The following is a 15,355-nucleotide window of genomic DNA, read 5'->3' on the forward strand; positions in this document are numbered from 1 at the left end:
GGGGCTTGCCCCTGCGCCACAGTCTGTTTACTGGATGATCAGGTTATTGAACAACAGATCGTCCACCATCGGCTTGCCGGTCTCGTCATTCATCACTTGCTGGGTCTGCTTCAAGGCTTCCTGACGCAGCTTCTCTTTCGCTTCGACGTTGTTCATGGCTTCAGTGGTCTGCTGAGAAAACAACGCCACCAACTGATTGCGAATCAACGGTTCGTTGGCCTTCACGGCCTTGACCGCGTCCTCGCCGGTTACCCGCAACGCCACATCAGCCTTGTAGACCTTGAGCTTCTGGGTGCCATCCAGCCCATAGTTACCCACGAACGGTGGGCTCAGGCTGATATAGCTGACTTTCGGCGCTTCGCCTTCTTTGGCTTCTTCGGCCATCGCTGCCACAGGCAGAGACAGGGCCAGCATCAACATGATCCACGCTTTCACAATTCGCTCCTCATCCGGTTTGCGGCCTAGCATAACCACCCGCAGCCCAAGCACAAAGCTTATGGCTGCCTATCAGGGCCGGGCATGCTCGTTGACCCGTTGACTCACACACCTACACTTATCGGCCATCACTCCCAAAGGAATAGCCCTGATGAAAGCCGTGCTGTGCAAAGCCTTCGGCCCTGCCGAATCGCTGGTGCTGGAAGAAGTCGCGAGTCCTGTCGCCAAGAAGAACGAAATCCTGCTGGACGTGCATGCGGCCGGGGTGAACTTCCCGGACACGCTGATCATCGAGGGCAAATACCAGTTCAAGCCACCCTTCCCGTTTTCGCCGGGCGGTGAAGCGGCTGGAGTGGTGAGCGCGGTGGGCGAAAAAGTCAGCCACCTCAAGGTCGGTGACCGGGTCATGGCACTGACCGGATGGGGCAGCTTTGCCGAGCAAGTCGCGGTGCCGGGCTACAACGTGTTGCCTATCCCGCCGTCGATGGACTTCAACATCGCCGCAGCCTTCAGCATGACCTACGGCACTTCGATGCACGCGTTGAAACAGCGCGGCAACCTGCAACCGGGGGAAACCCTGCTGGTGCTCGGCGCTTCGGGTGGTGTCGGCTTGGCCGCCGTGGAAATCGGTAAAGCCATGGGTGCCCGGGTCATCGCTGCCGCCAGCAGCGCCGAGAAACTCGCCGTGGCCAAGGCTGCCGGCGCCGATGAGTTGATCAACTACAGCGAAGCCAACCTCAAGGACGAAATCAAGCGCCTGACCGATGGCAACGGTGCCGACGTGATCTACGATCCGGTGGGTGGCGACCTGTTCGACCAGGCGATCCGCGCCATTGCCTGGAATGGCCGCCTGCTGGTGGTCGGTTTCGCCAGCGGACGCATCCCGGAACTGCCGGTGAACCTCGCCCTGCTCAAGGGGGCAGCTGTACTCGGAGTGTTCTGGGGCGCCTTCGCCCAACGCCAGCCACAAGACAACGCCGCCAACTTCCAGCAACTGTTCGGCTGGTTCGCCGAAGGCAAGCTCAAGCCTCTGGTGTCGCAGGTTTACCCGCTGGCTCAGGCGGCCAATGCCATCAATGATCTGGGCCAGCGCAAGGCCGTTGGAAAGGTGGTGGTGCGGGTACGGTGAACACGACGCCCTGCTACGCTTCGTAGTCTGTTTACCCATCACAGGATGGAGGATAAGCATGATGCTGCGCAAGCTGTTATTGAGTCTGGCGGTCTTGCCTGCACTGTTGATTTCAATGCAGACATTGGCAAATCAGAATAACAAGGAGGTTCCGGGCTTGAAAAATGTCACCGTACTGATCGTCCGACATGCGGAAAAACCCGATCAGGGCATGGGACTCAGCCCTCGTGGCGAGCAGCGCGCCGAAGCGTATGCGCACTATTTCGACCCGCTGCAGCTGGGCAGCAAGAACCTGGTACCGCAACGCCTGATCGCCACCAGCGACAGCAAGTCCAGCGCGCGACCACGGCTGACCCTGACACCGCTGTCGCAACGTCTGCACCTTCCGATCGAGCAACCCTATGCCGATGAAGAAGTCGACAAACTGGTCAAATCGCTGGACAAGAACAACCAGGCCTCTGTCGTATTGATCGCCTGGCATCACGGGCATATCGACAATCTGATCGAAGCGTTCGGTGGTGATGGCCAAGCGTTGACCGGGCAGAAATCCTGGCCGGAAGACGTCTATGACTGGCTGATCGTATTGCGCTTCGACGACCAGGGGAATTTGGTCGAATCCCACAGCAAGAAGATCCAGGAACATCTGTTGCCCGGCGATGGCAGCTGATTATCCGAATCCCCCCGCCCCTCCACCTGAAGAGCGCATGTTCATAAAAGAACATGCATTCTCGTTCACTTCTCCGGATTTCCTTGACGACAAGCGGTGCTTTTTTCGGTAACGAAACTGTAACATTCGCATCCGCAGTCAAAACAAGAAATCTGGAGCTCTTGAATGTTTGCTTTTTTTCGTCCTGCCGCCCATCAGGCTCCATTGCCTGAAGAACACGTAGACAGCACCTACCGGCGCCTGCGCTGGCAAATCTTCGCCGGGATTTTCTTCGGCTACGCCGGTTATTACCTGCTGCGCAAAAACTTCTCCCTGGCCATGCCGTACCTGATCGACGAAGGCTACACCCGTGGCCAGTTGGGCCTGGCGATGTCGGCGATCGCGATTGCCTACGGTTTGTCGAAGTTTTTGATGGGGCTGGTGTCCGACCGTTCCAACCCGCGTTACTTCCTGCCCTTCGGCTTGCTGGTATCGGCCGGGGTCATGTTCATTTTCGGTTTCGCACCGTGGGCAACGTCCAGCGTGACCATGATGTTCATCCTGCTGTTCATCAACGGCTGGGCCCAGGGCATGGGCTGGCCACCGAGTGGCCGGACCATGGTGCATTGGTGGTCGCAGAAAGAACGCGGTGGCGTGGTGTCGGTCTGGAACGTCGCGCATAACGTCGGCGGTGGCCTGATCGGCCCGTTGTTCCTGCTTGGCATGGGCCTGTTCAACGACTGGCACGCGGCGTTCTACGTCCCCGCCGCCGTTGCGTTGCTGGTGGCTGTGTTCGCCTTCATGGTGATGCGCGATACCCCGCAATCGGTAGGCCTGCCACCCATCGAGAAGTACAAGAACGATTACCCGGAAGGCTACGACGCCAGCCACGAAGACGAATTCAGTGCCAAGGAAATCTTCGTCAAGTACGTGCTGCGCAACAAAATGCTCTGGTACATCGCCATGGCCAACGTCTTCGTCTACCTGCTGCGCTACGGCGTGCTGGACTGGGCGCCGACCTACCTGAAGGAAGCCAAGCACTTCGACGTGGATAAAACCTCGTGGGCGTATTTCTTCTACGAGTGGGCCGGTATTCCGGGCACGCTGTTGTGCGGCTGGATGTCGGACAAGATCTTCCGCGGCAACCGTGGCCTGACCGGCATGGTGTTCATGGCACTGGTGACCGTAGCGACTCTGGTTTACTGGCTGAACCCGGCCGGCAATCCGACCATCGACATGATCGCGCTGTTCTCCATCGGCTTCCTGATCTACGGCCCGGTGATGCTGATCGGCCTGCAAGCGCTGGAGCTGGCGCCGAAGAAAGCCGCCGGCACGGCTGCGGGTTTCACCGGTCTGTTCGGTTATCTGGGCGGCTCGGTCGCGGCCAGTGCAGCGATGGGCTACACCGTGGACCATTTCGGCTGGGATGGCGGCTTCGTGTTGCTGGTTGGCGCGTGCCTGCTGGCAATGGCTTGCCTGGCACCGACCTTGTGGCACAAGCAAGTCGCCAGCCAGGGTCGTGAAGCGCTCGCTTAAGCCTTGCAGCGCTTGAGCCGCGCCTCCAGGTTCCGGTCTGGCATGGCGTGGCTGCGCAGGGCGTGGACGGTCTGCTCGACATAATCGCGAGTAGTGCCGTAACGCCCGCAAGCGCTTTCGAACACCTGGCTCAGCACATGGTCCGGCAAGTTGCCGGCATAGCTGGGCAGGTGCCGCTCCAACACAAACCCCAATGCCTGAACCTTGCTGCCGTCTTCCAGCCGGCAATTGAGCCAGTGCGGGCGATAAGACGGCACCGGCATTTCGCGCTGCCACAAGGCAAATAGCGAGGCTTCCAATTGCTCCTCGGGCAACCGATAGGCAAAGCCGCTGCAAGACCCACCGCGATCCAGGCCAAACACCAGCCCCGGCATTTCCGGCGTACCACGGTGTTCGTGAGACCACAGGTACAAGCCGCGATGGTAACCATGCACGCGTCCGCGCACCCGCTCGACCGCTGTGCATTCCGGGCGCCAGATCAATGAACCGTAAGCGAATAACCAGACCGGCCCGCCCTTGTGCCGGGCCATGGTGGCCTGCATCGAGCTGAGCAATTGTTCGTGAGTCAGCTGCGCGCCCAGATCGAGCCGCGGAGGGTAAGCCAGATTCAAACAAGCAGATTCAATGGCGGTCATGGCAAAGGGTGTTCAGTCCCACAAGTATTACAAGATGTAAGCAAGATTAACGTCATAGAACATATAGCAGTAAACGTAAAACGAAAAGTGCTAAAGGACGTATGACCCTTCTATATCAAGGACTGCGCCAATTAAGGAGTCTGATATATAGCCTAATACTCTTTGGGAAATATCTTAAATACCCGAATGAAATATGCATAAGCCTTGCGGCCGTTCAGAATCAACCGTCATTTAACAGATCTTTCTGACGTATTCGTCTGATACCCTGCCGCCCCTTCTTTGAATGCAGGCGTATAGCAGCCTCCACAGGCGCAAGCCGAATTACCAATAGAGGTCGCAAGATGAAAAACCTGAAAATGTACGGTCTGCTGTTGCTGGCGCTGGCCACCCCGGCGCTGGCAGTCGAAAGCCCGACTCAAGCAGACAAGGGCTTCTGGTACCTGCAAGGTAGCCTCTATACCAAACACTATTCGCCAGACCCCGATCACAATAACAATCAGGACCTGATCGGCCTTGAACGCAATCAAGCATCCGGTTGGTTGTTTGGAGCAGTGACTTTTCGTAACTCGTTCAGTCAGCGCTCGTATTACGCCTATGCGGGGAAGCGTTACGAGAGCGCCGACTATCCGGTGTATATAAAGCTGACCGGTGGATTACTCCAGGGCTACAGCGGCGAGTACAAGGACAAAATTCCGCTCAACCACTTCGGCGTGGCGCCCGTGATCATTCCATCACTGGGCGCTCATTATGGTCCGGTCGCCGCCGAGCTGGTTCTGCTCGGCTTTAACGCAGCCATGATCACCACTGGCGTGCGTTTCTAGGCAGGGTTGCTGGCTTGCGGACGGGGCGCGTAGGCGAAGACGTCAGCGCGCATCTGGTGCGCGTCCATCCCGGCGTTGACCAAGGCATCCAGCGTGCCGTAAACCATCGCCGGCGAACCGCTGGCGTACACATGCAGGGACTTCAGGTCGGGGAAATCCTCGCAAACCGCCTCGTGCAGCATGCCGCAACGCCCTTCCCAACCGCACAGATCGCTGACGACCTTGTGCAGGAACAGGTTGGGCAGCTTCAGCCATTCATCCCAATGTTCGATCTGATAGAAGTCTTCCGGCCGCCGCACGCCCCAATACAGGTGTACCGGATGCTTGAAGCCCTTGGCCCGGCAATGCTCGATCAGGCTGTGGATCTGCCCCATGCCGGTACCCGCCGCCATCAACACCAGCGGACAGTCAGGCAACTCGGCCAGATGCGTATCGCCGAAGGGCATTTCAATGCGCACCATGCGATTGCGCTGCAACTGCTCGATCAGGCTGAGCGCACTGGCTTCGCGCGCCAGCACATGCAGTTCCAGATCTCGTCCTGAATGCGGCGCAGAGGCCAGCGAGAAGGCGGATTTCTCGCCATTCTCGCGCTCGATCAGCAGGTACTGCCCGGCGTGATAGCGCGGCGGCTTGCCGGCCGGTGCCCGCAGTCGAACCCGCCAGGTATCACCGCCGACGTCTACGCATTCAGTGACCTGACACGACAGGCTGCGCACCGGTAGTTCTCCCAGCGCAAGGACGCCATCCCACAATACGATGCAGTCTTCCAGCGGCTCTGCTATGCAAGTGTAGAACTCACCGTGATCGCGCACATCACCGGTCTGCTTGATCCGACCTTCGACCAGTAACGCCGCGCAAACGTGGCAGTTACCATTACGGCAGCTTTGCGGGCACTCATAGCCCAAACGCCGCGCCCCATCGAGAATCCGCTCGCCGGACAGTATCTCAAGCACTGCACCGGACGGCTGCAAGGTTACACGCATCAATCTATTCCTAATTGATTCCAGATGGCATCGATCCGGCGTGTTACCGCCTCATCCTTGACGATTACCCGGCCCCACTCGCGGGTGGTTTCGCCGGGCCATTTATGCGTGGCATCGAGCCCCATCTTCGAACCCAGGCCGGAAATCGGCGAGGCGAAGTCGAGGTAGTCGATCGGCGTGTTATCGATCATCACCGTATCGCGCTTGGGGTCCATGCGCGTGGTGATGGCCCAGATCACGTCGTTCCAGTCGCGGGCGTTGATATCGTCGTCAGTGACGATAACGAACTTGGTGTACATGAACTGTCGCAAAAACGACCAGACACCGAGCATTACCCGCTTGGCATGGCCGGGGTACTGCTTTTTCATGGTCACGATAGCCATGCGGTACGAGCAGCCTTCAGGCGGCAGGTAGAAGTCGGTGATCTCCGGGAACTGCTTTTGCAGGATCGGCACGAACACTTCATTCAGCGCCACACCGAGAATCGCCGGCTCATCCGGTGGACGGCCGGTGTAGGTGCTGTGGTAGATCGGTTTGATGCGGTGCGTGATGCGCTCGACGGTGAACACCGGGAAGCTGTCGACTTCGTTGTAATAGCCGGTGTGGTCGCCGTACGGACCTTCATCGGCCATTTCGCCTGGATGAATCACACCTTCAAGGATGATCTCGGCGGTGGCCGGCACTTGCAGGTCGTTGCCACGGCACTTCACAAGCTCGGTACGGTTACCGCGCAAGAGGCCGGCGAAGGCGTACTCGGACAGGCTGTCCGGCACCGGCGTTACCGCGCCGAGAATGGTTGCAGGGTCGGCACCCAATGCCACGGACACCGGGAATGGCTGGCCCGGATGTTTTTCGCACCACTCGCGATAGTCCAGCGCGCCGCCACGGTGGCTCAACCAGCGCATGATGACTTTGTTGCGGCCAATCACTTGCTGGCGATAGATGCCGAGGTTCTGGCGGTCCTTGTTCGGGCCTTTGGTGACCGTCAGGCCCCAGGTAATCAGCGGGCCGACGTCGCCGGGCCAGCAGGTCTGCACTGGCAGCATTGCCAGGTCGACGTCATCGCCTTCGATGACCACTTCCTGACAGACCGCGTCCTTGACGACTTTCGGCGCCATGGCAATGATTTTGCGGAAGATCGGCAGCTTGGACCAGGCATCTTTCAGCCCCTTTGGTGGCTCGGGCTCCTTGAGGAAGGCCAGCAACTTGCCAATCTCGCGTAGTTCGCTGACAGCTTCGGCGCCCATGCCCAAGGCCACGCGCTCAGGCGTACCGAACAGGTTGCCAAGCACGGGAATGTCATAACCGGTCGGGTTTTCGAACAGCAGCGCCGGGCCCTTGGCCCGCAAGGTGCGATCGCAGACCTCGGTCATTTCCAGCACTGGGGACACCGGAACCTGGATGCGCTTGAGCTCGCCGCGCTGTTCCAGGCCGCTGATAAAGTCGCGCAAGTCGCGATACTGCATGCGTTAGCCTCGTTTTGGCCATGGCGTTCGGGGGCATGAGTTTAGCCTCGAACCCACCCGTTCAGAAGAGTGACCAGGCAAATCATCAAAGGTCAGATAGCAAAAAGCCGGGTTTCCCCGGCTTTTGCTGGCCTGATCGACTTACTTGCGTTTCATCGACAGGAAGAACTCATCGTTGGTCTTGGTCTGTTTCAGCTTGTCGACCAGGAACTCGATGGCAGACACTTCATCCATAGGATGCAGCAGCTTGCGCAGGATCCACATGCGCTGCAGCTCGTCGTCGGCAGTCAGCAACTCTTCGCGGCGGGTGCCGGAGCGGTTGATGTTGATCGCCGGGAAGACGCGCTTTTCAGCGATCTTGCGATCCAGAGGCAGTTCCATGTTGCCGGTGCCCTTGAATTCTTCGTAGATCACTTCGTCCATCTTCGAGCCGGTTTCAACCAGCGCGGTAGCGATGATGGTCAGCGAGCCGCCTTCTTCGATGTTCCGTGCGGCACCGAAGAAACGCTTTGGTTTCTCCAGGGCGTGGGCATCGACACCACCGGTGAGGACCTTGCCGGAGCTCGGGATCACAGTGTTGTAGGCACGTGCCAGACGGGTGATGGAGTCGAGCAGGATGACCACGTCTTTCTTGTGTTCAACCAGGCGCTTGGCCTTCTCGATCACCATTTCGGCAACCTGCACGTGGCGGGTTGGCGGCTCGTCGAACGTCGAGGCAACCACTTCGCCGCGCACGGTGCGCTGCATTTCGGTTACTTCTTCCGGACGTTCGTCGATCAGCAGCACGATCAGATGAACTTCAGGGTTGTTACGCGCGATGTTGGCAGCGATGTTCTGCAGCATGATCGTCTTGCCCGCTTTTGGCGGAGCAACGATCAGACCGCGCTGGCCTTTACCGATCGGGGCGCACAGGTCGATGACACGACCGGTGAGGTCTTCGGTGGAACCGTTACCGGCTTCCATCTTCATGCGCACGGTCGGGAACAGCGGGGTCAGGTTCTCGAAGAGAATCTTGTTTTTCGCGTTCTCGGGACGATCGTAGTTGATCGTGTCGACCTTGAGCAGTGCGAAATAACGCTCGCCTTCCTTTGGAGGACGGATCTTGCCAACGATGGTGTCACCGGTGCGCAAGTTGAAGCGACGGATCTGGCTCGGCGAGACGTAGATATCGTCTGGGCCGGCAAGATAGGAGGCGTCTGCAGAGCGGAGAAAGCCGAAGCCGTCCTGGAGAATCTCCAGCACGCCATCACCGGAGATTTCCTCGCCGCTTTTCGCGTGCTTTTTCAGCAAGGAGAAAATCACATCCTGCTTGCGCGAACGGGCCATATTTTCTATGCCCATCTGTTCGGCCAATTCGAGCAGTTCGGTAATCGGCTTTTGCTTGAGTTCAGTCAGATTCATATAGGAATGACGTAATCATTTATGGAGGGGGGGAAATTAAGCTTTTGGCTTAATGAGGCCGCGCCGCAGAGAAGGCGACAGGATCGCGTACTTATTCGAAAAGGAGAGCGTCGGCGACGGCTTGCAGGGGGCGCTGGAGAAACCAGTGCGGGGCCGAATGTAACACCTGAGTTTCGGAGCGTCTAGCCCTGAATAACGAAAAAGCCCCGCTATTTGCGGGGCTTTTTGGATGACGCTTGCAACAACGCTTAAATGTTGGCGTCGAGGAAGGCAGCCAGTTGCGACTTCGACAGCGCGCCGACCTTGGTCGCTTCGACGTTGCCGTTCTTGAACAGCATCAGGGTCGGGATACCACGTACTCCGTGCTTGGCCGGGGTTTCCTGGTTTTCGTCGATGTTCAGCTTGGCAACGGTCAGCTTACCTTTGTAGGTTTCAGCGATTTCGTCCAGAACCGGAGCGATCATCTTGCATGGGCCACACCACTCAGCCCAGTAGTCGACCAGTACAGCACCTTCGGCCTTGAGTACGTCAGCTTCGAAGCTAGCGTCGCTAACGTGTTTGATAAGATCGCTGCTCATGGAAGTCTCCAGGTTGTAAGCAAAAAAACGTGGCCCATCATAGCCGCCCTTCCCTCGTTCAGGAAGCCGCAGATGATTGAGTCTCGCTATGGTGGTGCATGAGTTTGGGTATAGCTCAAGTCACGCCGTGGCGGGGGTCACGAAGGAGATTCCAGTGCGCAGGGCCGCGTTGCGCACATGCTCCTGCATAGCCTTCTGCGCGGCCCCCGAAGCCCGGCGGGCCAGCGCCCGGAGGATCTTGCGGTGTTCCTGCCAGGTTTCCATGGCCCGTTCGGCCCGGATAAACGGTAGTTTCTGGCTCTCCAGAAAGAGCTCGGCACTCGCCGTCAGAATGCTCAACATCGCCTGATTGCCACTGGCCAGCAGGATTCGCCGATGAAATTCGAAGTCCAGCCGCGCCGCCGCGTTGAAGTCCCCGGCACGCAACTCGTCGCGCATCGCGGCGACGTTATCCTCAAGGGCATCGAGCTCATCGGCGCTCAATGTCACCGCCGCCAACCCCGCCGCAAAACCTTCTAGCGCATAGCGCAGCTGAAAGATATCCACAGGCGAGGCTTGAGCCGCGAACGGCCAACTGACTCCCGATACCGCCGGGGATGGCTCGACTGCCTGAACAAAAACCCCTTTACCGGGCTGCACGCTGATCACTCCCAAGGCACTCAAGGATGACAACGCCTCACGCAACGACGCCCGACTCACGCCCAGTTGCAGTGCCAGGTCGCGCTGCGAAGGCAGCACGTCCCCCGGCCCGAAACCCTGTTCGGCAATCAGTTTACGGATGGCATGCAGCGCCACTTCAGGTACGGCGCGGGAGATCGAATTCATGGTTTTTCAGACGAGCCAAGCCAGTGAGCGGCTAGTTGTAAAGCTAATCGCCGAGTCAGGCAAGTCGTGCCCCACGGGGGTTCGAGCGCTATGACCAGTGCCCGATCAAGGTGCGAAAAAACCCGCAACTGTTCAGACCAGTAAGACCGATCAACGCCAGTAAATCCGTAGCTTTGCAGGCATTTCGCCGGAGGTTGGCATGGGCTGTGCTCTGTCGATTCGCAGAAATCACTTGCCGAATCCGGAGAATTGCCATGATCCAGCGTTGCAGCGCCCTGCTCACTGCCCTGTTCGCCAGCCTGATGCTCTGTCAGCTCCCCGCCCATGCCGACGGCCTGGAGGATGTGGTCAAACGCGGCACGCTCAAGGTCGCCGTGCCTCAGGACTTCCCGCCGTTTGGCTCGGTGGGCCCCGACATGAAACCCCGCGGCCTGGACATCGACACCGCCAAACTGCTGGCCGACCAGCTCAAGGTCAAACTCGAACTGACGCCGGTCAACAGCACCAACCGCATTCCGTTCCTGACCACCGGCAAGGTCGACCTGGTGATCTCCAGCCTCGGCAAAAATCCTGAGCGCGAGAAGGTCATCGACTTCTCCCGTGCCTATGCGCCCTTCTATCTCGCGGTGTTCGGCCCGCCAGACGTCGCCATCAACGGCCTGGATGACCTCAAGGGTAAAACCGTCAGCGTCACCCGTGGCGCCATCGAAGACATCGAGTTGACTGCCGTGGCCCCGCAAGGCGTGACCATCAAGCGCTTCGAAGACAACAACTCGACCGTCGCCGCTTACCTCGCAGGGCAAGTCGATCTGATCGCCAGCGGCAACGTGGTGATGGTGACCATCAGCGAGCGCAACCCGAAACGCATTCCGGCGCTGAAACTGAAGCTCAAGGATTCGCCGGTCTACGTCGGCGTGAACAAGAACGAGCCGGCGCTGCTAGACAAGGTCAACCAGATCCTCGCCACGGCCAGGACCGACGGCAGCCTCGAGAAAAATGCCCAAACCTGGCTCAAGCAGCCGCTGCCGGCCGATCTCTGATCGTCGCGACGGCGCTTAATCGAGGAAACTGTCCATGGCCTATCAGTTCGACTTTTTACCGGTGGTGCACAACACCGACCTGCTGCTGCGCGGTGCGCTGTTCACCCTTGAGCTGACGGCCATCGGCGCACTGCTCGGGGTGAGCCTGGGGATTGTCGGCGCGGTGGTGCGGGCGTGGAACATCCGTCCGTTTGCCGGGATTTTCGGGGTTTACGTCGAGTTGATCCGCAACACACCGTTTCTGGTGCAACTGTTCTTCATTTTCTTCGGCTTGCCGTCGCTGGGCCTGCAAATCTCCGAATGGCAGGCGGCGGTGCTGGCGATGGTGATCAACCTCGGCGCCTATTCGACGGAAATCATTCGCGCGGGCATTCAAGCGATTCCGCGTGGCCAGCTGGAAGCTGCGGCGGCGTTGGCGATGAGCCGCTTCGAAGCGTTCCGCCATGTGGTGCTGCTGCCGGCGCTGAGCAAGGTCTGGCCGGCCCTGAGCAGCCAGATCATCATCGTCATGCTCGGTTCGGCGGTGTGCTCGCAGATCGCCACGGAAGAACTGAGCTTTGCCGCCAACTTCATTCAGTCGCGCAATTTCCGCGCCTTCGAAACCTACGCCCTGACCACGCTGGTCTACCTGTGCATGGCCTTGTTGATCCGCCAGCTACTGAACTGGATTGGGCGACGCTACATTTCGAGGAACGGCCAATGAACGATTTCACCTTCTGGGACATCGTCCGCAACCTGCTCACCGGCCTGCAATGGACCCTGGCACTGTCGCTGGTGGCGTTTATCGGGGGCGGGCTGATCGGCTTGCTGATCATGACCCTGCGTATCTCGAAAAACGCCCTGCCACGAGGTTTCGCCCGCACCTACATCGAACTGTTCCAGGGCACACCGCTGTTGATGCAGCTGTTTCTGGTGTTTTTCGGCGTAGCGCTGCTGGGGATCGAGATTTCGCCGTGGCTGGCGGCGGCGATTGCCTTGACGCTGTTTACCAGCGCTTACCTGGCGGAGATCTGGCGCGGCTGCGTCGATTCGATCGCCAACGGTCAGTGGGAAGCGTCGGCAAGCCTGGCGCTCAATCCCTTTGAACAGCTGCGCCACGTGATCCTGCCGCAAGCCCTGCGCATTGCCGTGGCACCGACCGTGGGCTTCTCGGTGCAGGTGGTCAAGGGCACGGCGGTGACCTCGATCATCGGCTTCACCGAACTCACCAAAACCGGCGGCATGCTCGCCAATGCAACCTTCGAACCCTTCATGGTCTACGGCCTCGTGGCGCTCGGTTACTTCCTGCTCTGCTACCCGTTGTCCCTCAGTGCCCGCTACCTGGAAAGGAGACTGCATGCCTCTGCTTAGAATTTCCGCCCTGCATAAATATTACGGCGATCACCATGTGCTCAAAGGCATCGACCTGAGCGTCGACGAAGGCCAGGTGGTGGCGATCATCGGTCGCAGCGGCTCGGGGAAATCGACCCTGCTGCGCACCTTGAACGGCCTGGAGTCGATCAACGACGGGGTGATCGAAGTCGACGGCGAATACCTCGACGCCGCCCGCGCCGACCTGCGCAGCCTGCGGCAGAAGGTCGGCATGGTGTTTCAGCAATTCAACCTGTTCCCGCACCTGACGGTGGGCGAAAACGTCATGCTCGCGCCGCAAGTGGTGCAGAAAGTCTCCAAGACCAAAGCCGCCGGGCTGGCGCGACAGATGCTGGAGCGGGTCGGGCTCGCGGAGAAATTCGATGCGTTCCCGGATCGACTGTCCGGCGGCCAGCAACAGCGTGTTGCGATTGCCCGGGCCCTGGCAATGTCGCCGAAAGTGCTGCTGTGCGACGAAATCACCTCGGCACTTGATCCCGAGCTGGTCAACGAGGTGCTGAGCGTGGTCCGGCAACTGGCCAGGGACGGAATGACGCTGATCATGGTCACCCACGAAATGCGCTTCGCCCGTGAAGTCGGCGACAAACTGGTGTTCATGCACCAAGGCAAGGTGCACGAGGTGGGCGATCCAAAAGTGTTGTTTGCCAACCCGAAGACGCCAGAGCTGGCGAATTTCATCGGTACCGTTGAGGCAACTGCCTGAAGCCTTGTGGCGAGGGAGCTTGCTCCCGCTCGACTGCGCAGCAGTCGTAAGGCCTGCAGATGCGGTCTGCCTGGTAGAAATCGGGCCCACCATTGAGGACCGCTTCGCGCTCCAGCGGGAGCAAGCTCCCTCGCCACAGGGGATAGACGCTCGAGCCACCGAGTTTCGTGCGTCATATCAATGCTTTAATTCGTGCGCGTTGGCGGCAGCGGTTGATCGTGGCAGGATGTCGAGGTTATCGACCGAGACCCCCTCACCATGCCTCAATCCCAAGCCAAGAATCTGTCCCTGATCGCCGCTATAGACCTGGGCTCGAACAGCTTTCATATGGTCGTGGCCAAGGCCCTGCACAATGAAATCCGTATTCTCGAGCGGCTTGGCGAGAAGGTTCAGTTGGCCGCGGGGATCGACGAAGAGCGCCAACTTACCGAAGAATCCATGCAGCGCGGGCTCGATTGCCTGAAGCGCTTTGCCCAACTGATCAACGGCATGCCACCGGGCGCCGTGCGGATCGTCGGCACCAACGCCCTGCGTGAGGCGCGCAACCGTGGCGAATTCATCCGCCGCGCCGAAGAAATCCTCGGTCACCCGGTAGAAGTCATCTCCGGTCGTGAAGAAGCCCGCCTGATCTACCTTGGCGTCTCCCACACCCTCGCCGACACACCGGGCAAGCGTCTGGTGGCCGACATCGGCGGTGGCAGTACCGAATTCATCATCGGCCAGCGCTTCGAGCCGCTGCTGCGCGAAAGCCTGCAAATGGGCTGCGTCAGCTACACCCAGCGCTATTTCCGCGACGGCAAGATCACCCCGGCCCGTTACGCCCAGGCCTATACGGCGGCGCGGCTGGAGATCATGAGCATCGAGCACGCCCTGCACCGCCTGACCTGGGATGAAGCGATCGGCTCCTCGGGCACCATCCGTGCCATTGGTCTGGCGCTGAAGGCGGGTGGCCACGGGACTGGCGAGGTCAATGCCGAAGGTCTGTCCTGGCTCAAGCGCAAGCTGATCAAACTCGGTGACGTTGAAAAAATCGATTTCGAAGGCATCAAACCGGATCGCCGGGCAATTTTCCCGGCTGGCCTGGCGATTCTCGAAGCGATCTTCGACGCTCTCGAACTGCAACGCATGGATCACTGTGAAGGCGCCCTGCGTGAAGGCGTGCTCTATGACCTGCTGGGCCGTCATCACCACGAAGACGTCCGCGAGCGCACCCTCAGCTCGCTCATGGAGCGTTACCACGTCGACGTGGGACAGGCCGACCGCGTCGAACGCAAAGCACTTCACGCATTCGATCAGGTGGCCGACGACTGGGACCTGAATGACGGCGTCTGGCGCGACTTGCTGGGCTGGGCCGCCAAGGTCCACGAAGTCGGGCTGGATATCGCCCACTATCAATTCCACAAGCACGGCGCCTACCTGATCGAACACTCCGATCTGGCCGGTTTTTCCCGTGAAGACCAGCTGATGCTGGCGCTGCTGGTACGCGGCCACCGCCGCAACATTCCCAAGGACAGGTTTGCCGAGTTCGGCGATGACGGCATCAAGCTGATTCGCCTCTGCGTGCTGCTGCGCTTCGCGATTCTGTTCCATCACATCCGCGGCACCCAAAAGATGCCGCAGGTCACCTTGCAGGCCAACGGCGACACCCTGGATGTGCTGTTCCCGGAGAACTGGCTGGACGAAAACCAGCTGACCCAGGCCGACTTCGCGCTGGAAGCGGAATGGCTGACCCGCGTTAACTTCGTGCTTAACGTTCGCTGAAAACAAAAGGGCGATCCTTACGGAT

Annotated in this window: 16 protein-coding genes; 9 read left to right on the top strand and 7 right to left on the bottom strand. The window is 59.4% G+C overall.

Translation table 11 applies throughout. The features are described from left to right. Positions 1–27: 27 nt before the first annotated feature. Positions 28–435: a flagellar basal body-associated protein FliL gene (locus tag AO353_RS08805; RefSeq protein ID WP_054594575.1), complete on the bottom strand. Its 408-nt coding sequence runs from the start codon at positions 433–435 to the stop codon at positions 28–30. A gap of 151 nt (positions 436–586) precedes the next feature. Between AO353_RS08805 and AO353_RS08810 the strand changes: the two genes are divergently transcribed. The 3 genes from AO353_RS08810 to glpT all read left to right on the top strand — a co-directional run bounded on the left by AO353_RS08810 (position 587) and on the right by glpT (position 3,746). After that, positions 587–1,564, top strand: coding sequence for an NADPH:quinone oxidoreductase family protein (locus AO353_RS08810; protein ID WP_054594576.1), 978 nt, complete (start codon positions 587–589; stop codon positions 1,562–1,564). Between the two features lie 58 nt (positions 1,565–1,622). Next, on the top strand, positions 1,623–2,231 hold the full coding sequence (locus tag AO353_RS08815) for a flagellar basal body-associated protein FliL (RefSeq protein ID WP_173859938.1): 609 nt from the start codon (positions 1,623–1,625) through the stop codon (positions 2,229–2,231). A gap of 165 nt (positions 2,232–2,396) precedes the next feature. After that, positions 2,397–3,746, top strand: a complete 1,350-nt coding sequence (gene glpT, locus AO353_RS08820; protein ID WP_054594577.1) for a glycerol-3-phosphate transporter — start codon at positions 2,397–2,399, stop codon at positions 3,744–3,746. Here the strand turns inward: glpT and AO353_RS08825 are convergent. Then, complete coding sequence (locus AO353_RS08825) at positions 3,743–4,381, bottom strand: gamma-glutamylcyclotransferase (RefSeq protein WP_054594578.1); 639 nt, start codon at positions 4,379–4,381, stop codon at positions 3,743–3,745. The two genes, glpT and AO353_RS08825, sit on opposite strands and share 4 nt — an antisense overlap. A 341-nt stretch (positions 4,382–4,722) precedes the next feature. Here AO353_RS08825 and AO353_RS08830 point away from each other — a divergent pair, with 341 nt between their 5' ends. Next, a complete protein-coding gene (locus AO353_RS08830) occupies positions 4,723–5,202 on the top strand; it encodes a hypothetical protein (RefSeq protein ID WP_054594579.1) in 480 nt (159 codons plus the stop codon). Here the strand turns inward: AO353_RS08830 and AO353_RS08835 are convergent. The 5 genes from AO353_RS08835 to AO353_RS08855 form a co-directional block, all read right to left on the bottom strand. Then, positions 5,199–6,185 carry a CDP-6-deoxy-delta-3,4-glucoseen reductase gene (locus AO353_RS08835; protein ID WP_054594580.1) on the bottom strand — a complete coding sequence of 329 codons (987 nt, stop codon included), beginning with the start codon at positions 6,183–6,185 and terminating at the stop codon, positions 5,199–5,201. The genes AO353_RS08830 and AO353_RS08835 overlap by 4 nt on opposite strands. Continuing rightward, complete coding sequence (gene ubiD / locus AO353_RS08840) at positions 6,185–7,651, bottom strand: 4-hydroxy-3-polyprenylbenzoate decarboxylase (protein ID WP_054594581.1); 1,467 nt, start codon at positions 7,649–7,651, stop codon at positions 6,185–6,187. The genes AO353_RS08835 and ubiD overlap by 1 nt, the downstream gene beginning before the upstream one ends. Positions 7,652–7,792: 141 nt before the next feature. After that, entirely contained in the window at positions 7,793–9,052 is a 1,260-nt protein-coding gene (gene rho, locus AO353_RS08845) for a transcription termination factor Rho (RefSeq protein WP_007899384.1), read from the bottom strand. Positions 9,053–9,300: 248 nt separating this feature from the next. After that, the gene (gene trxA, locus AO353_RS08850; RefSeq protein ID WP_003206727.1) at positions 9,301–9,630 is read right to left on the bottom strand and encodes a thioredoxin TrxA; all 330 of its coding nucleotides are present in this window, start codon (positions 9,628–9,630) and stop codon (positions 9,301–9,303) included. A gap of 120 nt (positions 9,631–9,750) precedes the next feature. Further along, entirely contained in the window at positions 9,751–10,455 is a 705-nt protein-coding gene (locus AO353_RS08855; RefSeq protein ID WP_054594582.1) for a FadR/GntR family transcriptional regulator, read from the bottom strand. A 254-nt stretch (positions 10,456–10,709) separates the two neighbouring features. Between AO353_RS08855 and AO353_RS08860 the strand changes: the two genes are divergently transcribed. From AO353_RS08860 to ppx, 5 genes are all read left to right on the top strand, one after another. Beyond that, the gene (locus AO353_RS08860; RefSeq protein WP_054594583.1) at positions 10,710–11,495 is read left to right on the top strand and encodes a transporter substrate-binding domain-containing protein; all 786 of its coding nucleotides are present in this window, start codon (positions 10,710–10,712) and stop codon (positions 11,493–11,495) included. Between the two features lie 34 nt (positions 11,496–11,529). After that, the gene (locus tag AO353_RS08865) at positions 11,530–12,198 is read left to right on the top strand and encodes an amino acid ABC transporter permease (RefSeq protein WP_054594584.1); all 669 of its coding nucleotides are present in this window, start codon (positions 11,530–11,532) and stop codon (positions 12,196–12,198) included. Next, positions 12,195–12,845, top strand: coding sequence for an amino acid ABC transporter permease (locus AO353_RS08870; RefSeq protein ID WP_054594585.1), 651 nt, complete (start codon positions 12,195–12,197; stop codon positions 12,843–12,845). Before AO353_RS08865 ends, AO353_RS08870 begins: the two co-directional genes overlap by 4 nt. After that, the gene (locus AO353_RS08875) at positions 12,832–13,569 is read left to right on the top strand and encodes an amino acid ABC transporter ATP-binding protein (RefSeq protein WP_054594586.1); all 738 of its coding nucleotides are present in this window, start codon (positions 12,832–12,834) and stop codon (positions 13,567–13,569) included. The genes AO353_RS08870 and AO353_RS08875 overlap by 14 nt, the downstream gene beginning before the upstream one ends. Positions 13,570–13,827: 258 nt before the next feature. Further along, a complete protein-coding gene (gene ppx / locus AO353_RS08880) occupies positions 13,828–15,330 on the top strand; it encodes an exopolyphosphatase (protein WP_054594587.1) in 1,503 nt (500 codons plus the stop codon). The last annotated feature ends 25 nt before the right edge of the window (positions 15,331–15,355 follow it).

It is taken from the genome of Pseudomonas fluorescens, assembly GCF_001307155.1.
Classification (GTDB): Bacteria; Pseudomonadota; Gammaproteobacteria; order Pseudomonadales; family Pseudomonadaceae; genus Aquipseudomonas; species Aquipseudomonas helvetica.